This is a genomic window from Flavobacterium profundi, from assembly GCF_006491645.1.
GTDB classification, from domain to species: Bacteria; Bacteroidota; Bacteroidia; order Flavobacteriales; family Flavobacteriaceae; genus Flavobacterium; species Flavobacterium profundi.
In genome coordinates, this window is the sequence record NZ_VDCZ01000003.1 from 68,325 (window position 1) to 87,630 (window position 19,306).

Consider the following 19,306-nt stretch of genomic DNA (forward strand, 5'->3'; position numbering starts at 1 on the left):
TCTACTATTTCTTTTTTGAAGTTGTTTTTTTAGCCGAAGCTTTCTTAGCTGTTTTTTTTGCAGGTGCTTTAGCCTCAATTAATTCTTTTACTTTTTCTAAAGTTAATTTAGCAGCATCAACATCTTTACTTAATTCGATTTTTAATTTACCTTTTAAAATAACAGAACGTCCCCATCTTGCTTTTTCTACTCGTATCCCTTCTTCTTCCCAATGGTGAACCAACTTATCTTTTTCTTTTTGCAATTTATCTATTATAAGTTCTTTAACATCTGATTGTGACAAATGATCAAAATCATATTTTTTACTTACATTGATAAACATATTATTCCATTTAATAAAAGGACCAAAACGCCCCACCCCTTTTTGAACAGGTAGTCCATCGTAAGTAGCTATAGGAGCATCAGCTTGCTGTTTCTCCTGAATCAATTCAATTGCTCGATCCAACGTAACATCTAAAGGCTCTTCTCCTTTAGGCAGTGAAATAAAGGTTTTACCAAATCGAACATAAGGACCAAATCGTCCATTATTTACTTCAACTTCTTCATCTTCATATTTTCCTAAAGATTTTGGCAATAAAAATAAAGTAAGCGCTTCTTCTAGGGTAATAGTTCCAATATTTTGTTCTGGTAGTAAGCTTGCAAATTGTTTTTCTTCATCTTCTTGCTCCCCTATTTGTACCATTGGTCCAAATTTACCTAAACGTACAGAAACTTGTCTTCCACTTTCAGGATGTTTACCCAAAATACGTTCTCCCGTTTCTCGCTCAGCATTTTTTTCGACATCTACTACGTTTGGATGAAAATGTGTATAGAAATCATTCATCATTTTTACCCAATCTTCATTTCCAGAAGCAATTTCGTCAAAATCTTGCTCAACTTTTGCAGTAAAATTATAATCTAAAATGGTTTTAAAGTTTGAAACCAAGAAATCATTAACGATAATACCTATATCTGTAGGGACTAATTTTCCTTTGTCAGAACCTGTATTTTCAGTTAACTCTTTCGAAATTACTTTTCCCGCTTCTAAAGCCAATTGATTGTATTTTCTTTCTTGCCCTTCAAATGTACCTTTCTCAACATAATTACGATTGATAATAGTTGAAATAGTTGGTGCGTATGTCGAAGGTCTACCAATACCTAATTCTTCTAATTTTTTAACCAATGAAGCTTCTGTGTAACGACTTGGTGGTCTCGAAAATCTTTCAGTAGCTGTAATATAATTATTACGTAAATTTTCTTTTATTTTCAAAGCAGGCAACATACCTTCTTGTTCTTCTTCATCTTCATCATGACCCTCTAAATATACTTTAAGAAATCCTTCAAATTTGATTACTTCTCCAGTTGCTGTAAAAATTTCACTGTGATTATTCGCTTCAATTTTCACATTTGTTCTTTCAAGTTGCGCATCACTCATTTGAGAAGCCAATGTTCTCTTCCAAATTAAATCGTATAATCGTGCTTGATCTCGGTCAATATCAACCGTATGTCTAGACATATCCGTAGGACGAATCGCTTCGTGGGCTTCTTGCGCTCCTTTAGATTTTGTATTATAATTTCTAGGCTTACTATATTCAGCTCCGTAGTAACTAACTATTTCAGCTTGTGCCGCTTGCATCGCCTCATTTGATAGATTAACACTATCTGTTCTCATATAGGTAATTAACCCAGCCTCATATAATCGTTGTGCAATTTGCATCGTAATTCCTACTGGAAGGTATAATTTTCTTGCCGCTTCTTGTTGTAATGTTGAAGTGGTAAACGGAGCCGCTGGAGATTTTTTAGTTGGCTTTGTTTCTAAATCAGCTACTTTATAAGTAGAGCCTATATTTTTTTGAAGAAAATCTTCTGCTTCTTTTTTAGTACTGAAATTTTTAGGCAACTTAGCTTTAAAAGTTTTTCCTGCTTCATTGGTGAATTCAGCATTTACAGAATAAGATGCTTCAGAAGAGAAATTTTGAATTTCTCTTTCTTTTTCAACAATTAGTCTAACTGAAACAGATTGTACTCTTCCTGCAGACAATCCTCCTTTAACTTTCTTCCAAAGCACAGGAGACAGTTCATAACCTACTAATCTATCTAATACCCTTCTAGCTTGTTGTGCATTGACTAAATTATAATCAATTTTTCTTGGATTTTCAATAGCTTTTTGAATAGCAGTTTTTGTAATCTCATGAAAAACGATACGTTTAGTCTTGTTTTGGTCTAATTTTAATTCTTCTGCTAAATGCCAAGCAATGGCTTCTCCTTCACGGTCCTCATCGGAAGCCAACCAAACCATTTCAGCTGATTTTGACAAATCCTTTAGTTTTTTAACCAAAGCTTTTTTATCACTAGAAACCTCATACTTTGGCTTAAAACCATTACTTACATCTACTCCAATTTCTTTAGAAGGTAAATCTGCAATGTGCCCAAAACTGGATTCCACTTGATACTCCTTTCCTAAAAATTTTTCGATAGTTTTTGCCTTTGCTGGGGACTCTACAATAACTAAATTCTTTGCCATTATCAATTTTATTTGGGACAAAAGTAGGAGTTTTTTTTAAACTTTAAGTTTTAATGGACTATTTTAAAAAAAATAAAATTTAAAAATTGTTTCAAAAACCACTTTAAAACTGCGACAAAAAAGAATTAGAAAACACATCAAATTATATTTTTGTTAAAGTAAATATGACATCTTGTCAGAATTTATAATTTAGTATTATCTTTGCTGCTTGAAATTTGTATTGAAATTACAGAATATCTATTATGGAGAAGATAATTGAAGAAAACAAACAAGGCACAAGTCTGGTTTTAGAGCAAAAAGAAGGAAATGCAAAAAAGCTTTTTATAGAAAGTTATGGTTGTCAGATGAATTTTTCTGATAGTGAAATTGTAGCTTCAATATTAGTTAATCAAGGATACAATACCACTCAAAATCTAGAAGAAGCAGATTTAGTATTAGTAAACACATGCTCCATCCGAGATAAAGCGGAGCAAACCATCCGAAAGCGTTTAGAAAAATACAATGCGGTAAAAAAGATCAATCCTAGTATGAAGGTAGGAGTTCTTGGCTGTATGGCCGAACGCTTGAAAGATAAGTTTCTAGAAGAAGAGAAAATTGTAGATATGGTTGTTGGACCAGATGCTTATAAAGACATTCCAAACCTTCTTAAAGATGTAGAAGATGGTAGAGATGCTATTAATGTTATCTTATCCAAAGAAGAAACTTATGGTGATATTGCTCCTGTTCGATTGAATTCTAATGGTGTAACTGCATTTGTTTCTATTACTCGTGGATGCGACAACATGTGTACCTTTTGTGTGGTTCCATTTACTAGAGGACGTGAAAGAAGTAGAGAACCTCAAAGTATTTTAGATGAAATCCAAGATTTATGGAACAAAGGTTTCAAAGAAGTTACTTTATTAGGACAAAATGTAGACAGTTATTTATGGTATGGTGGTGGTTTGAAAAAAGATTTTGTAAAAGCTACTGAAATGCAGAAAGCAACTGCTGTAGATTTTGCTCAATTATTAGATGTATGTGCTACTCAATTTCCTAAAATGCGTTTTCGTTTTTCTACTTCAAACCCACAAGACATGCATGTTGAAGTTATTGAAGTAATGGCTAAACACCATAATATTTGTAAATACATCCATTTACCTGTTCAGTCTGGAAGTACGAGAATTTTGAAAGAAATGAATCGTCAACATACCCGTGAAGAATATATGACGTTGATTGACAACATTAAAAGAATCATTCCAGATATTTCTTTATCTCAAGATATGATCACCGGTTTTCCAACAGAAACAGAAGAAGACCATCAAGATACACTTTCTTTAATGGAATATGTAAAATATGACTTTGGTTTTATGTTTGCTTATTCGGAAAGACCAGGAACAATGGCTGCTCGTAAAATGGAAGACGATGTAGCTGATGAAGTTAAAAAACGTAGACTTACCGAAATTGTAGATTTACAACAAGTACACGCTTTAGAAAAAACACAGCGATTTGTGGGTCAGACTGTAGAAGTTTTAGTTGAAAAAGACTCGAAACGTTCAAACGAACATTGGTCGGGAAGAAATTCTCAAAACACAGTAGTGGTTTTTCCAAAAGAAAATTATAAACCAGGTGATTTTGTTCTTGTAAAAATCACAGACTGTACTGCCGCTACATTAATAGGTGAAGCTGTTGGATATTCTGAAATAATGCAGGCTTAAAAACTGTTTAATATCGTTTAATATTGCTTAAAGTTGTTTCGTTAGAATCAAAAACAACCTTAAACCTATAAACTTTTAAACCTTTAAACAAAAAAAACATGGAAACAGTACAAGCCATAAAACAACGATTTGAAATTATTGGGAATGACCCAAAGTTAAATCGTTCCATAGAAAAAGCCATTCAAGTTGCTCCTACTGATATTTCAGTATTAGTAACTGGAGAAAGTGGTGTAGGAAAAGAAAGTATTCCAAAAATAATTCATTCGCTTTCACATAGAAAACACGGTAAATATATTGCCGTAAATTGTGGTGCTATTCCAGAAGGAACAATTGATAGCGAACTTTTCGGACACGAAAAAGGAGCTTTTACAGGTGCTACAGCTACTCGTGAAGGTTATTTTGAAGTGGCAGATGGAGGAACTATTTTTTTAGATGAAGTAGGCGAACTTCCCTTAACCACTCAAGTTCGTTTACTACGTGTATTAGAAAATGGAGAATTTATCAAAGTTGGTTCTTCCCAAGTTCAAAAAACCAATGTAAGAATCGTAGCTGCTACTAATGTAAACATGTTCGAAGCTATTGAAAAAGGAAAATTTAGAGAAGATTTATATTATCGATTAAGTACTGTAGAAATACAACTCCCTCCCTTGAGAGATCGAAAAGAAGATATCCATATTTTATTTCGAAAGTTTTCATCTGACTTTGCACATAAATATAAAATGCCTCCTATTAAATTAACAGATGAGGCAGTTGCCTATCTCATTCGTTATCGATGGAGCGGAAATATTCGTCAGTTGAGAAACATTGCTGAGCAAATATCGGTTTTGGAAACCAAAAGAGATATTAGTGTTCAAACTTTACAACATTATTTACCCTCTGAAGGAAGCAATCTACCCTCTGTAATTAATACGAAAAAGAATGAGAATGACTTCAGTAATGAAAGGGAAATTCTATACAAAGTTCTTTTCGATATGAAAGCGGATTTGAATGATTTGAAAAAGTTAACCTTAGAATTAATGCAAAACGGTACAACAAAAGTACAAGAAGCAAATAAAAATTTAATTCAAAGGATTTATGGTCAAAATGACGAAAACGTTATCTTTGAAAAAGAACCAAAATCGGAAATAATTCCAGTTCCAAATCAAATTACACAAGAACATTTTGAGGATCAAGATTTAGAAGATGATGAAAATTATCTTTTTGCGGAAACAGTGGAAGAAGAAGAAACATTGAGTTTAGAGGCTAAAGAAATTGAATTAATCAAAAAATCATTGGAACGCAACAAAGGTAAAAGGAAAGCTGCAGCCGATGAATTAGGTATTTCTGAGCGAACATTATATAGAAAAATCAAACAATACGATTTATAAATGAAATCTTTTTTTAAAATAATTACTTTCACCTTATTCATTACAGTTAGTAGCTGTAAATACTATAATTTTACAGGAACAGGCTCTATCGATGCAAAGACTTTTCAGGTGAATTATTTTCAAAATACTGCTGAATTAGTTGAACCAGGTATTGAAAGAACCTTTACTTTAGCCCTACAAGAAATTATTCAAAATCAAACCAACTTAAATTTAGTTTCGCAAGGTGGAGAATTATTATACGAAGGAGAAATAACGGAATATCGCATCACTCCTATGACAGCTACTGCAGATCAAAGAGCCGCTCAAAACCGATTAACCATTTCTGTTATGGTTCGTTTTTCTAATAAAAATAAAGAAGAGGATGATTTCGAAAGACGTTTCTCTTTTTATCATGATTATCCAGCTAACGAACAAATGACAGGTAGTCGTTTAACAACTGCTTTAGATGAAATTTTTACTCGAATTACGCAGGACGTTTTTAATGAATCGCTAGCCAAATGGTAAAATAATACTATACAATTGAACACAACCGATTTAACATACCTTTTAAATAAGCCTGATGCCATTAATGACAAACAGACAATGGCATTAGAAATCATGTTACAGCAATTTCCCTTTTTTCAAAGTGCAAGAGCGTTACATTTAAAAGGCTTATACAATCAAGAAAGTTTTAGATACAATTACGAATTAAAAAAAACTGCCGCACACACTCACGATAGAAGTATTCTTTTTGATTTTATTACATCACAACAATTTGCGACTCTTCAAAAAAATCACATAGAAAATCAAGAAGCGCTTATACACAATATTACAGTTACCGATAGTTTTGTAGTAACTCCTATACTTGAAGAAACAGTAGAAGAAGTAAAAGAAGAAACTCTAGAAACTATTGTAGAAAAAACAGAAGAAGTATCACAACCTTTAAATGAGGATACAACTCTTCATGAAGTTGCATCAGAAATTATAATAGAAGAAGAAATAACAATCGAAAGTACAATTGAAAAAATTATTGATACTAAAGAGGATATTATTGTAGAACAAAGTTATTCGGAAGAAAATACAACGGAAGAAAATAAAATTTTAGAAGAAAAATTAGAGATTGGTAAACCATTAGATTTTAATCAAAGTGAAAAACATTCTTTTCAAGAATGGTTACAACTTACGAAATTTGCACCAATAGAAAGAGAAATTGAAGAAAAAATAGTGGTTAAAGAAGATGAAAAAGAGGATGAAAAATTAAAAAAAATAGATATTATCGATCGATTTATTGAGTTAAACCCCAAAATTTCACCTGTCAAAGAAATTGTAGCAACGCCTTTAAATATAAGCAAAAGTATAGAAGAGCCCACACATTTAATGACGGAAACTTTAGCCAAAATCTACTTAGAACAAAAAAAATATCTGAAAGCAATACAAGCTTATGAAATTTTAATTTTGAAATATCCAGAAAAAAGTAGTTTCTTTGCAAACCGAATTAAAGATATAAAAGATTTACAACAAAATAATAATTAGATTATGGGATTCACAGGTTTTTTAATTGCAATAACAATCGTTTGCTTTTTATTAATTTTAGCTATCATGGTACAAAATCCTAAAGGTGGAGGTTTATCATCTTCTTTTGGTGGTTCTCAACAATTAGGTGGTGTACAAAAAACGACTGACTTTTTAGATAAAAGTACATGGACTTTAGGTGGAATTCTTATTGCACTTATTTTATTATCATCTTTAGCTTTTAGCGGAAGTGGCACTAATGGATCTAAAGTATTAGGTGATGAAGATGTAAAAGTTCCAACACAAACTACGATTCCTGCAACACCTCAAGCAACTCCAGCAGAAGCTCAAACTCCTGCACAAACAGAAGAAACTTCTAAATAATATAATAGAGTACGATTATAAAAATGCCAGCCTGTCAGTGCTGGCATTTTTATTTCAGTAAAATTGGCACAAATTGATTTTGGCACAATTTCTGAAAAAAAAAGAAGCAAACAAATACTAATTTAAAATTTAAAAAATATGTCATTAAACATTAAACCAATTTCAGATCGCGTAGTGATTGAGCCAATGGCTGCAGAAACTACAACGGCATCAGGAATTATTATTCCAGATACTGCAAAAGAAAAACCTCAAAAAGGAATTATTGTAGCTGTAGGTAATGGTAAAAAAGACCATACCATGACTGTAAAAACGGGTGATGTTGTACTTTACGGAAAGTATGCTGGGACAGAATTTAAATACGAAGGTAAAGATTACCTTATTATGAGAGAAGAAGAAATTTATGCAATTCTTTAATTCAAAAGGATTTTTTAAACTTTAAAAAATAAACAATAAAATGGCAAAAGATATTAAATTTGATATTGAAGCACGCGACGGATTAAAGCGTGGTGTAGATGCATTAGCAAATGCAGTAAAAGTAACTTTAGGTCCAAAAGGAAGAAATGTTATTATTAGTAAATCATTTGGTGGTCCAACTGTAACTAAAGATGGAGTTTCTGTTGCAAAAGAAATTGAATTACAAGATCCATTAGAAAATATGGGTGCTCAAATGGTTAAAGAAGTTGCTTCAAAAACGAACGATTTAGCAGGAGATGGAACAACTACTGCTACCGTTTTAGCACAAGCTATAGTAAAAGAAGGTCTTAAGAACGTCGCTTCTGGAGCAAATCCAATGGACTTAAAAAGAGGAATTGACAAAGCTGTTGAAACTATTGTAGAAGACTTAGGAAAACAAACAGTTGCTGTTGGCGATTCTTCTGAGAAAATTAAACAAGTAGCTTCAATCTCTGCTAACAACGATGAAACAATTGGTGAATTAATTGCTACTGCTTTTGGAAAAGTAGGAAAAGAAGGTGTTATCACAGTAGAAGAAGCAAAAGGTACAGATACTTATGTAGATGTTGTTGAAGGAATGCAGTTTGACAGAGGATACTTATCTCCATACTTTGTAACTAATGCAGATAAAATGATTGCAGAATTAGACAATCCCTACATCTTATTATACGATAAAAAGATTTCTAATTTACAAGAATTATTACCCATTTTAGAGCCTGTAGCGCAATCTGGAAGACCTTTGGTTATTATTGCAGAAGATGTGGACGGTCAAGCTTTAGCTACATTGGTTGTAAATAAACTTAGAGGTGGTTTAAAAATTGCTGCTGTTAAAGCTCCAGGCTTTGGAGACAGAAGAAAAGCAATGTTAGAAGATATTGCCATCTTAACTGGCGGAACAGTAATTGCTGAAGAGAGCGGTTTTGCACTTGACAATGCTACTATTGAAATGTTAGGTACTGCTGAAACAGTAACTATAGATAAAGACAATACAACCATTGTAAATGGAGCTGGTGATGCTGAAAATATTAAAGCAAGAGTAAACCAAATTAAAGCACAAATCGAGACTTCTACTTCTGATTATGATAAAGAGAAATTACAAGAACGTTTGGCTAAATTAGCTGGTGGAGTTGCTGTACTTTATGTAGGTGCCGCTTCTGAGGTTGAAATGAAAGAGAAAAAAGATCGTGTAGACGATGCTCTTCATGCCACTAGAGCTGCTGTAGAAGAAGGAATTGTTGCAGGTGGTGGTGTTGCTTTAGTAAGAGCTAAATCTGTTTTAGCCAGTCTAAAAGCAGAAAACGCAGATGAAGCAACAGGAATTCAAATTGTAAATAGAGCTATCGAAGCACCTTTGCGTACTATTGTTGAAAATGCAGGTGGTGAAGGTTCGGTAGTAATTGCTAAAGTTTTAGACGGTAAAGGTGATTTTGGTTACAATGCCAAAACAGGTGAATATGTTGAAATGCTAAAAGCAGGAATTATCGACCCTAAAAAAGTAACACGTGTCGCTTTAGAGAATGCAGCTTCTGTTGCGGGTATGATTCTTACTACAGAATGTGCTTTAATTGATATTAAAGAAAATGAACCAGCAGGACACAGCCATATGGGTGGTGGTATGCCAGGAATGATGTAATAGAATCATTTATATAACAAAAAAACCGATTAGCATGCTAATCGGTTTTTTTATTAATTATTCTTTTTTATAATCGTTCATACTGACAACAACCATGTAATTTTTGATAATCTTCGTCAGTTGCTTTCACTTTACCTGCATCATGACCCGCTTTCGCAATGGCTTTTTGAACATCTGCAACTGAGCATTTATTTTCATCTATGATTAAATGTAAATCTTTATGATCTGTATGCCAGTCCGCGCTTTTCACGCCTTTAACAGAAAAAGCCGCTTTTTCAATTCGCTTTTTACACATTTCACAATTGCCATTAACAGCAAATTCTACTTTTTTATTTTTATCTTTCTTTTCTTGAGAAAAGCTTGTTAATGCAAACAAACTCACTAATAAAAGCATTATTATTTTTTTCATTTTTTTTATTTTAAAGTTACTTATTTTATTTTAAATCGCAAACCTGCATAATACATTTGTCCAAAAACTGGGCCATAAATCATACTACTATCAAAATAGGTCCCAAATGGGTCTGATGCACTCACAATCGCATTGTCTTGCTTATAATTTCCAATATTCTCTCCTCCTACATATACTTCAAATACACTTGAAAAAGTTCTTGTGATTTGAGCATTAAACACTCCAAAAGCAGGAGCATAAGGATTTAATCTATAAGCTGGTAAATTAGTGGTCGTATTGGGAAGTCTTTGTTCTCCTAACCAATTATAGGTCACATCATATTTCCATTGTTGTCCTTTTTCTTTAATATGCGTTTCAAAAGAAACATTGGTAAAAAAACGATGCTTGGCTTGTAAGGCGCGTTGCAATTGCCCAATTTTGTATTGGGATTGCACATCATAATATTTATAAGCCGTTTTTACACTAAAATGTTTGAAAGGTTCAATGGTAAACTCCGCTTGAAAAGAATTGGCAAAACTTTTCCCTTCTAAATTGTAAAACAATACTTGTTGCGGACTAAAATCTACATCTACCACAGCTTGATTTTCAAAATCGGTTCTGTAATAGTCTAAAACTACTTCCGATTCGGCTCCAAATAATTTAAAAGACTGAATGAAACTTACTCCATAATTCCAAGCTATTTCAGGATTTAATCCATACAATTTTCCGTCATTGGAAAGAATTGAAAAATCCCTACTTGAAGCAAACAATTGTTGGTTTTCTGCAAAGATATTAGCCGCTCGTTTCCCTCTTCCTATAGAAGCTCTTACCACTGCATCTTTCCAAGGATTGTATCGTAAATGCAATCTAGGAGTAATAAATGTTCCCAATCTATTATGGTTGTCTACACGAGCTCCAGCCACCAAACTAAAATTGTCTAAATTATCATAGGTATATTCAAAAAAAACACCTACCGAATTATCAATTCTCGAAAAATCTTGTACAAAATTTACTGCGACAGCTTCATCATAAGCATCATAGGAAAAATTCAGCCCTGTAGTAAATTTATTTTTGGTATTTGATATAATCGAATTGAATAACAAATTAGAATAATAACTTTTTTGATGAATTTTATATTGGTTCAAACCAAAATAAGAATCTTGTTGGTGTGATTGAAATGAATTTTGAAAACCAATACTTTGATACGGCATGTTTGGAAACACATAACCTGTTTTATTAGAAATTTCGATTTTCTCTGTATTAATTTCACTTCCCCAAGCATTGGTCGTAAATTTATCGCTATCTGGATTAAAGTCAACTTGACCCGATTGCTTTTCATCCTTCATGTAACGGATATTCAAAAAACTCACAATACCATTTTCAGCATCATTATATTGCCAACGGTTTAAAACATTAATTTGTTTTCCTAATGGATTATCTAAAAACCCATCATCGTTCATATCGTTTTTAATTTGTCTGGCATTTCCGTGTAAAAACAAAGTCGAACTTAATTTATCCGAATATTTTTGATTGAAATGAGCATTCAATTCATACCTTCCTCCCATTCCTGTATAAGCATTTAAGAAAAAAGGAATGTCGTTTACAGGCTTTAAAATCTCGTAATTAATTTGTCCAGAAATACTCTCGTAACCATTAATTACACTTCCAGCTCCTTTGGTAATTTGAATGCTTTCCACCCAAGTTCCTGGCACAAAAGACAAACCGTAAGCTTGTGAAGCTCCACGAACCGAAGGAATATTTTCTTCAGCTATTAAAATATACGGACTGGTTAATCCTAACATTTTAATTTGCTTATTTCCTGTTACTGCATCCGAAAAATTAACATCAATAGAAGGATTGGTACTAAAACTTTCAGATATATTACAACAAGCTGCCTTTAGCAACTCTTTTTGTCCCATAGTTTGCACATTGGTAACTTGAAATTTAGAATGTTCCGTACTTTTCTTAGTTTTTGAAACCGTAACTTCTTCTAAATTGGTAACTGCTTCTAATGAAATGGTTAAAAAATCTGTAGCAGTAATCGTTATTTTTTTGGTCTTGTAACCAATATAACTCACTACAAGGTTGTCCGATTCATTTGATTTCTTCAATGTAAAATTACCATCGATATCAGAAGTAGTACCTGTAGCTGTATTTTGCCAAAAAACATTGGCTCCTAAAAGGGGTTGGTTATTTTCATCTACAATTTTCCCTTTAATTTCTTCTTGTGCAGATAGAAATGAAGTGAAAAACAATAGCCATAACGCTATATTTTTATACATAAATTATTTTTAATGTTTTTGAAATTTTAAAAATTTTAAATTCGAAATAACATTAAACATTACGCGTAAAAAACAAGTTGACAATATAATTTATAAAAAGGAGGTGCGTTAGAATCGCAATAAAATTGAGGCGGATTATTTTTTACTTGTCTTTCAGAAAACTGAAAAACAAAAGGATAAGCAAGCACTACACTTGGACAAGCAATATCAAATTGAAAACCTGAAACTAAAGTATGATCGGTTTTCTTTTCAATTTCAACAATTTTATTAGAACAACATGAAGCATGATTATCAACAGTTGCACAACACGATTTCTGATTTTCAATACAAGCCTCTTTAAATTGATAATCTATCGATATAAATGTCAATTCATCATGACAGTAATGCAAATTAAAAGCCAATCCCAAATTTGAAAAAAGGAAAACGGCGGCTAATAATAAGGATGTACTTTTTCTAAAAGGCATGGTGCAAAATTAGTAATTTATTTTAGAAAGTTAATTTTGTCTAAATTTCTAAAACCTCACCTCTTTTAGGGATTTCACAGCTAATTTGTAATCGTTCTTCGATTTTATTTTTCAATTCTTCTGCTCCAGCTGCTTCACCATGCACTAAAAAAATTTTATTAGGTTTATCTTTTAATTCACTAAGCCAATGTATTAAATCATTCTGGTCTCCATGAGCTGATAGTCCTTCAATCGATAAAACTGTAGCCTTAACGGGATAAACTTTTCCATACATTTTAATAGTAGGCTCTCCTTCTAATAATTTTCTGCCTCTAGTACCTTCTGCTTGATAACCAACTAAAACAACGGTGTTTTCAGGCTTATCTATATATCTTTCTAGATATGACAACACTCTGCCACCTGTAATCATTCCACTTGCTGCTATAACAACCTTAGGTCTTGAATCATAAATTGTTTCTATAGTATCTTTATATTCAGAGATTAAAGTAAAAGCTTTACACATTGCTATACATTCTTCATCATTTAATTTATGCCATTTTCGATTATTGAGAAACAATTCTAAGACATCAATTCCCATAGGTGTATCTATAACATAGCGCATATTAGGTATTTTATTTACCTTTTTTAATTGCCAAATTAAATACATGATAACTTGCACCCTCTCTACAGCAAAGCTAGGTATAATAAGATTCCCTCCTCTATTATAGGTATTGTTAATGATTATTTCTAAATCAAATAAGGGATTTGTATTTGGATGCACTCGATTTCCATAGGTACTTTCCAAAAAAATATAGTCTGCTTTATGAGGTTTTTGCACTGGATATAAGAGTACATCATCGTCTTGACCAATATCTCCCGAAAAAACCAACGTTTTCCCTTCTATTTCTAAAGTAATTGAACAGGCACCTAAAATATGTGACGCATAAAAAAAAGAAAATGAAACAGTTTCAGATAAAGAAATTATTTCCTCTTTCTCAACTACTTTAAACATAGAAAAAACAGGTTGCACTTCTTCTACTGTATATAAAGGCAATGCTGGATTATGTTTTGAATACTGCTCCTTATTTGCTTTTTCAGCTTCTTCTTCTTGTATTTTGGCACTATCTAATAAAATTAATTTGGTAATTTCCTTAGTGGGTGATGTACAGAAGATTTTTCCCTTAAATCCATCTTTTACTAATTTTGGTAACCATCCGCAATGATCTAAATGTCCATGTGTCAGTAATACATAATCTATTTTTTTAGGATCATATGGTAATGGTAAGCGATTTAACTCCCTTAATTCTTTCAAACCTTGAAACAATCCACAATCTACTAGAATTGAAATCGAAGCGGTTTCAATTAATGTTTTAGAACCAGTAACGGTCCCTGCTCCTCCTAAAAAATGTATTTTCATCTATTTAATAATTGATTACTTTCTTCTTTAATACGTTTCATTCTGTTTTCACTAATTTTTAGTTTATAAAAACTATCTTGAAAATGCATTAAATCATATACGGTAAGAATATCTTGTAACAATAGCATCTCTTTTTCAGCAGCAGTTAGCGTAGTCAAACAAGTTATTGGATACACCTTGTAATGGTTTACTAAATCTTTAATTCCTGCTTGAAAAGGATAATCCCAGCTAAGCAACTTTAATCCAGAACACTCACCAAACTTGATAGCTTCCGTAGTAAATTTACTATTGGTTACTAACCAACATACCGATATCATTTCCTCCTTTTTAAAAATAGTATAGGTCATTTTGTTCATATCATTAAAACGAGACAAAATATACATGGGTACTTTTACATCGGTTTTAGCCTCTTGACTACTATGAAACTTACATTCAACCATACTTACATGTGTTTCTTTCTTTAGTAAAATATCTAATTCGTGAGAAACACATTTCCCTTTTAAAAAAATATTAGTTTTAACTTGATATTCTTGCACTTCAAAAAGTCTAGAAATAAACTTCTCAAAATAAAATCCAGCTGGCCCTAGAGCAAATATTCCGTTTTTCAAACTATAACGTGCTGCATTAGCTTTAGAAATTAATTTCAATTTTTGAAATGCTAAAGCATATACTTTATTGGATGTTATACCATTATATAATTGCGGTTGAATCTCATGAAGTATTTTTTTAGCAACAGTAATACTTGCACCAGAGTTTACTAATGAAGCAATTAGTTTTGTATTATCAAATTCGACAATTTGACCCGATTTCTTTTTAATTTTCATTCCCATTAAAAATAATACACTAAGGTAATCATTTTTTAATCATTTTTTGATAGTAAAAAGCGGGTATAAATAACACTAAAAACAAAGGCTGAATTAAAAAACGTCTCACATAAAAAAGAATGAGATAATTAGGTTGTTTAGAAGCCTGTAATAAAAAGAAAAAACACCCTATTAAAACTAAAAAAAATAGAAGATATAGTACAGAAGACAAAAAGATGATTTTTTTATCTCTAAAAAGAAGATACAAGATTAGCAAAGACAAAATCATATGCAATCCATATCGAAAGACAATCCCTAAAAACAATTGTAGACTATTAAAATCAGGTAAAACTTGGTTTTGATAATCTCTTTTAAAGAAATCTAAAAAAGGATCATAAAACAAAAAGTCTTCATAAATTCTTATCAAAACGATACAAACTAAGGCTATTACTAGCAAGCCAAAACGAAATATTTGTTTAGGAAGTTCTTTTATCATAACCTGAAAATTTCATTACCCAAAGTACCCATAACAAAAAAACAACACCATATATAAATAATGGAAAAACAGTCCCATGGAGCAATGCTTCATATGCTGGATAATAATACAAAGCATATGTTAATAAAGCAATCCGTACCACATTCAAAATATGAATGACCAATCCTCCAAGTAGGATATACAAAAAGGTACGCTTAAACTTCACAGAAAAAGCAAACACAAAGGCCGCAAATAAAATAATCACACTAATGGCATTACAACCTTCAATCATTCTAGAAACATATTTCCCTTTGTATAGAATTTTTAAAGAAGGATCATTCGGATTTTTCAAAATAGTGGCTTCCTGTCCAAAAAATGTCAAAAAAGCTTTGGTTTGGTTCGCTACGCTAACCGATATTTCATCAATCTCATTTTGAGCAGTATCAAAACCACTTAAATACATTTGATAAAGAAATGTAAAAAAGATATAGAAAAGTAAAAACTTTGCTAAAAAGACAAGAAAAGGTTTATATTCAACAAAAAGAGATTTCAAACTGGTATTTTTAACAAAAATATATAATTTTTGATAGGAAAGAATAAATACTTTTGCAAAAACATTTTAAACCATGTCATTCGAAAATTTAAAACCAGAAGTAACCCAAATAATTGCATCAGAAAACACTTCTCGAGACGAGAAATTATTACAAATTTGTCAATTATTACAAGATAACATTTCCTATTACAATTGGGTCGGATTTTATTTTGCCAATCACGAAACCAAGACCTTACATTTAGGTCCGTATGTAGGTGCTGAAACCGATCATACAGTAATTCCATTTGGCAAAGGCATTTGTGGTCAAGTAGCCGAATCCAACGCTAATTTTGTGGTGCCTGATGTAGCAGCTCAAGACAATTATATTGCCTGTAGTTTTACCGTAAAATCAGAAATTGTGGTACCTTTATTTGTAAAGGGTCAAAATATTGGTCAAATCGATATCGATTCTCATGTAATTGATCCTTTTACTGAAGCAGACGAACGCTTTTTAGAATTTGTGAACGAACAAGTAGCTACTTTGTATTAATTTTTATTTTTTGGAGCCTTCTCCAGCTGTACACTATATCTTTTTACTTTTTTGATTATAAAGACGTTATAAAAAAAGTAAAAAGGATGCCGTTTCCATCTGGGCTATTAAAAATAAATACCAAAACATAGCAATTAATATATTATAATTTCTATATTTGCACCCGAATTGGAATAACATCCATTTCATACATAATAATCATTTAAAATAATATTAGCATGTACTTAACTAAAGAAGTTAAAGAAGAAATCTTCGCTAAACACGGAGGAAAAGCAGAAAACACAGGATCTGCTGAAGGACAAATCGCTTTGTTTACATTCAGAATCAACCACTTAACAGGACACTTAAAAGCAAATCGTCATGATTATAACACAGAGCGTTCGTTAGTGAAATTAGTAGGTAAAAGAAGAAGCCTTCTTGACTACTTAAAAAAGAAAGATATCAACAGATATCGTGAGATTATCAAGGAATTAAATATCAGAAAATAATCAACTTAAAGGGGCTTTGCGCCCCTTTTTGTTTTATATATTTTAAAGAAAAAGTTTGGTTTTTCATTGGGTTTCAAACAACTACGCACACAACAACAACACAACTGACCCTTTGTTTAATTAAGAATTACATTTTATGATTCCAAAAGTATTCCAAGAAGTTATCGATTTGGGAGATGGTAGAACCATTACAATCGAAACTGGAAAATTAGCCAAACAAGCCGACGGATCAGTCGTAGTAAGAATGGGAGATGCTATGTTATTAGCAACTGCTGTTTCTGCTAGAACTGCTAATCCAGGAGTTGATTTTTTACCATTAACGGTAGATTATCGTGAAAAATTTGCTGCTGCAGGACGTTTCCCTGGCGGATTTTTCAAAAGAGAAGCACGTCCTAGCGACAGTGAAGTATTAACAATGAGATTAGTAGACCGTGTATTACGTCCACTTTTCCCAGACGATTATCATGCAGAAACACAAGTAATGATTCAATTAATGAGTCATGACGATGCTGTTATGCCTGATGCATTAGCAGGTTTAGCTGCTTCAGCGGCATTAGCTGTTTCAGACATCCCTTTTTACAACTTAATTTCTGAAGTTCGTGTAGCGCGTATTGATGGAAACTTTGTAATCAACCCAAGCAAAGAACAATTGGCTCTTTCCGATATCGACATGATGATTGGAGCTTCTTTAGACTCTGTAGCCATGGTTGAAGGAGAAATGCATGAAATTTCTGAAGCTGAAATGGTGGCTGCCATTAAATTTGCGCATGAAGCCATTAAAACTCAAATTCATGCACAACAACGCTTAAGAGCTGCTATTGGCACACCTGAATACAGAGAATATGAAGGTGAAGTAGAAGATGAAACCGTATATGAAAAAGTCAAAAAAGCGGCTTATGACAAATACTATGCCATCGCTCAAGAAGCATCAGCAAAAAGTGAAAGAGGTGAGAAATTTGCCTTAGTAAAAGAAGAAGTAAAAGCTTTATTTACTGAAGAAGAATATGCTGAAAATGCAGATTTAGAAGAATTAGTAAGTAAATACAATTATAAAACACAAAAAGAAGCGGTTCGTAATGTAATCCTTGAAAAAGGAATTCGTTTAGACGGTAGAAAAACTACAGAAATCAGACCTATTTGGTGTGAAGTAGATTATTTACCATCAGTTCACGGATCATCACTTTTTACTCGTGGAGAAACACAAGCATTGGCAACAGTAACTTTAGGAACTTCAAGAGAAGCTAATGTCATTGACAATCCTAGTGAACAAGGTGAAGAGAAGTTCTATTTACATTATAACTTCCCTCCTTTTTCAACAGGTGAAGCAAGACCATTAAGAGGTACTTCTCGTAGAGAAGTAGGTCATGGTAATTTAGCGCAACGTGCTTTAAAAAACATGATCCCTGCTGATTGTCCTTACACGATTCGTGTAGTTTCTGAAGTATTGGAATCGAATGGTTCTTCTTCAATGGCTACTGTTTGTGCTGGAACAATGGCTTTAATGGATGCTGGAATTCAAATGACAAAACCAGTATCTGGTATTGCTATGGGATTAATTACAGATGGTGAGAAATTTGCTGTTCTTTCTGATATTTTAGGTGATGAAGATCACTTAGGAGATATGGACTTTAAAGTAACAGGTACTGCTGAAGGAATTACAGCTTGTCAAATGGACATCAAAATTGATGGATTACGTTATGACATTATGGAACAAGCTTTGGCTCAAGCAAGAGACGGTCGCTTACATATTTTAGGTAAATTAACAGAAACCATTTCACAACCAAGAGCAGATGTAAAACCAAAAGCACCAAAAATCATTACAAGAACTATTCCTGGAGCTTTCATTGGAGCTTTAATTGGTCCTGGTGGAAAAGTAATTCAAGAATTACAAAAAGAAACAGGTACTACTATTGTTATCAATGAAGTTGATGAACAAGGAGTGGTTGAGATTTTAGGAACAAGTCCAGAAGGAATTGCAAAAGTACTTGCTAAAATTGATTCTATCGTTTTCAAACCTGAAGTAGGTGAAGCATACGAAGTAAAAGTAATAAAAATGTTAGATTTTGGAGCAGTCGTAGAATATACAAAAGCACCTGGAAACGAAGTTTTATTACACGTATCTGAATTGGCTTGGGAAAGAACAGAAAACGTAGCTGATGTTGTAAAAATGGGAGATGTGTTTATGGTAAAATATTTAGGTATCGATCCTAAAACACGCAAAGAAAAAGTCTCTAAAAAAGCACTTATTCCTAGACCTCCAAGAGAAGAGAAAAAAATCGAAAAGAAAGATAACCCACAAGGTTAATTCAATTATTTAGTTCATAAGAAATCCCGTTTTATTCATTTAAAACGGGATTTTTGTTATAAGCATACTTTCCTCTATAATAAGATTACCACTAAACA

The 19,306-nt window shown here is 32.4% G+C and carries 18 protein-coding genes; 10 read left to right on the forward strand and 8 right to left on the reverse strand.

The window, feature by feature from the left end; genetic code table 11:
• Positions 1-4: 4 nt before the first annotated feature.
• Positions 5-2,503, reverse strand: coding sequence for a type I DNA topoisomerase (gene topA / locus FHG05_RS05405; RefSeq protein ID WP_140996999.1), 2,499 nt, complete (start codon positions 2,501-2,503; stop codon positions 5-7).
• Positions 2,504-2,745: 242 nt separating this feature from the next.
• On the opposite strand from topA, the gene miaB reads away from it, so the two are divergent.
• The 7 genes from miaB to groL all read left to right on the forward strand — a co-directional run bounded on the left by miaB (position 2,746) and on the right by groL (position 9,525).
• On the forward strand, positions 2,746-4,197 hold the full coding sequence (gene miaB / locus FHG05_RS05410) for a tRNA (N6-isopentenyl adenosine(37)-C2)-methylthiotransferase MiaB (protein WP_140997000.1): 1,452 nt from the start codon (positions 2,746-2,748) through the stop codon (positions 4,195-4,197).
• A 98-nt stretch (positions 4,198-4,295) separates the two neighbouring features.
• Complete coding sequence (locus FHG05_RS05415; protein ID WP_140997001.1) at positions 4,296-5,564, forward strand: sigma-54 interaction domain-containing protein; 1,269 nt, start codon at positions 4,296-4,298, stop codon at positions 5,562-5,564.
• Complete coding sequence (gene lptE, locus FHG05_RS05420) at positions 5,565-6,068, forward strand: LPS assembly lipoprotein LptE (RefSeq protein WP_140997002.1); 504 nt, start codon at positions 5,565-5,567, stop codon at positions 6,066-6,068.
• 15 nt (positions 6,069-6,083) lie between these two features.
• Positions 6,084-7,076: a tetratricopeptide repeat protein gene (locus tag FHG05_RS05425; RefSeq protein ID WP_140997003.1), complete on the forward strand. Its 993-nt coding sequence runs from the start codon at positions 6,084-6,086 to the stop codon at positions 7,074-7,076.
• A complete protein-coding gene (secG, locus tag FHG05_RS05430) occupies positions 7,077-7,439 on the forward strand; it encodes a preprotein translocase subunit SecG (protein ID WP_140997004.1) in 363 nt (120 codons plus the stop codon). It abuts the gene before it with no gap.
• A gap of 138 nt (positions 7,440-7,577) precedes the next feature.
• Positions 7,578-7,853: a co-chaperone GroES gene (locus tag FHG05_RS05435; protein ID WP_140997005.1), complete on the forward strand. Its 276-nt coding sequence runs from the start codon at positions 7,578-7,580 to the stop codon at positions 7,851-7,853.
• 40 nt (positions 7,854-7,893) lie between these two features.
• The gene (gene groL, locus FHG05_RS05440) at positions 7,894-9,525 is read left to right on the forward strand and encodes a chaperonin GroEL (RefSeq protein WP_140997006.1); all 1,632 of its coding nucleotides are present in this window, start codon (positions 7,894-7,896) and stop codon (positions 9,523-9,525) included.
• A 67-nt stretch (positions 9,526-9,592) separates the two neighbouring features.
• Here the strand turns inward: groL and FHG05_RS05445 are convergent, their stop codons facing one another.
• From FHG05_RS05445 to xrtF, 7 genes are read right to left on the reverse strand one after another with little or no spacing between them, the layout of a single operon-like run.
• A complete protein-coding gene (locus FHG05_RS05445) occupies positions 9,593-9,934 on the reverse strand; it encodes a heavy-metal-associated domain-containing protein (protein WP_140997007.1) in 342 nt (113 codons plus the stop codon).
• Positions 9,935-9,954: 20 nt separating this feature from the next.
• Positions 9,955-12,195 carry a TonB-dependent receptor gene (locus FHG05_RS05450; RefSeq protein ID WP_140997008.1) on the reverse strand — a complete coding sequence of 747 codons (2,241 nt, stop codon included), beginning with the start codon at positions 12,193-12,195 and terminating at the stop codon, positions 9,955-9,957.
• A 59-nt stretch (positions 12,196-12,254) separates the two neighbouring features.
• Positions 12,255-12,659 (reverse strand): HYC_CC_PP family protein, encoded by a 405-nt coding sequence (locus FHG05_RS05455; RefSeq protein WP_140997009.1) that lies wholly within the window; start codon positions 12,657-12,659, stop codon positions 12,255-12,257.
• A gap of 40 nt (positions 12,660-12,699) precedes the next feature.
• Entirely contained in the window at positions 12,700-14,055 is a 1,356-nt protein-coding gene (locus FHG05_RS05460) for an MBL fold metallo-hydrolase RNA specificity domain-containing protein (RefSeq protein WP_140997010.1), read from the reverse strand.
• On the reverse strand, positions 14,052-14,879 hold the full coding sequence (locus FHG05_RS05465; RefSeq protein ID WP_140997011.1) for a restriction endonuclease: 828 nt from the start codon (positions 14,877-14,879) through the stop codon (positions 14,052-14,054). Before FHG05_RS05465 ends, FHG05_RS05460 begins: the two co-directional genes overlap by 4 nt.
• Before the next feature lie 28 nt (positions 14,880-14,907).
• Positions 14,908-15,354, reverse strand: a complete 447-nt coding sequence (locus FHG05_RS05470) for an exosortase F system-associated membrane protein (RefSeq protein ID WP_140997012.1) — start codon at positions 15,352-15,354, stop codon at positions 14,908-14,910.
• Complete coding sequence (gene xrtF / locus FHG05_RS05475) at positions 15,335-15,886, reverse strand: exosortase family protein XrtF (RefSeq protein WP_140997013.1); 552 nt, start codon at positions 15,884-15,886, stop codon at positions 15,335-15,337. The genes FHG05_RS05470 and xrtF overlap by 20 nt, the downstream gene beginning before the upstream one ends.
• A gap of 73 nt (positions 15,887-15,959) precedes the next feature.
• On the opposite strand from xrtF, the gene FHG05_RS05480 reads away from it, so the two are divergent.
• From FHG05_RS05480 to FHG05_RS05490, 3 genes are all read left to right on the forward strand, one after another.
• Positions 15,960-16,415 (forward strand): GAF domain-containing protein, encoded by a 456-nt coding sequence (locus tag FHG05_RS05480; protein ID WP_140997014.1) that lies wholly within the window; start codon positions 15,960-15,962, stop codon positions 16,413-16,415.
• 218 nt (positions 16,416-16,633) lie between these two features.
• On the forward strand, positions 16,634-16,903 hold the full coding sequence (gene rpsO, locus FHG05_RS05485; RefSeq protein ID WP_130735979.1) for a 30S ribosomal protein S15: 270 nt from the start codon (positions 16,634-16,636) through the stop codon (positions 16,901-16,903).
• A 136-nt stretch (positions 16,904-17,039) separates the two neighbouring features.
• Positions 17,040-19,208 carry a polyribonucleotide nucleotidyltransferase gene (locus FHG05_RS05490; protein WP_140997015.1) on the forward strand — a complete coding sequence of 723 codons (2,169 nt, stop codon included), beginning with the start codon at positions 17,040-17,042 and terminating at the stop codon, positions 19,206-19,208.
• Positions 19,209-19,306: the final 98 nt, after the last annotated feature.

Excerpts from the sequence above, each read along its gene's own strand:
- topA (WP_140996999.1), bottom strand. The coding sequence starts at position 2,503 with ATGGCAAAGAATTTAGTTATTGTAGAGTCCCCAGCAAAGGCAAAAACT.
- miaB (WP_140997000.1), top strand. The coding sequence starts at position 2,746 with ATGGAGAAGATAATTGAAGAAAACAAACAAGGCACAAGTCTGGTTTTA.
- FHG05_RS05415 (WP_140997001.1), top strand. The coding sequence starts at position 4,296 with ATGGAAACAGTACAAGCCATAAAACAACGATTTGAAATTATTGGGAAT.
- lptE (WP_140997002.1), top strand. The coding sequence starts at position 5,565 with ATGAAATCTTTTTTTAAAATAATTACTTTCACCTTATTCATTACAGTT.
- FHG05_RS05435 (WP_140997005.1), top strand. The coding sequence starts at position 7,578 with ATGTCATTAAACATTAAACCAATTTCAGATCGCGTAGTGATTGAGCCA.
- groL (WP_140997006.1), top strand. The coding sequence starts at position 7,894 with ATGGCAAAAGATATTAAATTTGATATTGAAGCACGCGACGGATTAAAG.
- FHG05_RS05445 (WP_140997007.1), bottom strand. The coding sequence starts at position 9,934 with ATGAAAAAAATAATAATGCTTTTATTAGTGAGTTTGTTTGCATTAACA.
- FHG05_RS05450 (WP_140997008.1), bottom strand. The coding sequence starts at position 12,195 with ATGTATAAAAATATAGCGTTATGGCTATTGTTTTTCACTTCATTTCTA.
- FHG05_RS05455 (WP_140997009.1), bottom strand. The coding sequence starts at position 12,659 with ATGCCTTTTAGAAAAAGTACATCCTTATTATTAGCCGCCGTTTTCCTT.
- FHG05_RS05460 (WP_140997010.1), bottom strand. The coding sequence starts at position 14,055 with ATGAAAATACATTTTTTAGGAGGAGCAGGGACCGTTACTGGTTCTAAA.
- FHG05_RS05465 (WP_140997011.1), bottom strand. The coding sequence starts at position 14,879 with ATGAAAATTAAAAAGAAATCGGGTCAAATTGTCGAATTTGATAATACA.
- FHG05_RS05470 (WP_140997012.1), bottom strand. The coding sequence starts at position 15,354 with ATGATAAAAGAACTTCCTAAACAAATATTTCGTTTTGGCTTGCTAGTA.
- FHG05_RS05480 (WP_140997014.1), top strand. The coding sequence starts at position 15,960 with ATGTCATTCGAAAATTTAAAACCAGAAGTAACCCAAATAATTGCATCA.
- rpsO (WP_130735979.1), top strand. The coding sequence starts at position 16,634 with ATGTACTTAACTAAAGAAGTTAAAGAAGAAATCTTCGCTAAACACGGA.
- FHG05_RS05490 (WP_140997015.1), top strand. The coding sequence starts at position 17,040 with ATGATTCCAAAAGTATTCCAAGAAGTTATCGATTTGGGAGATGGTAGA.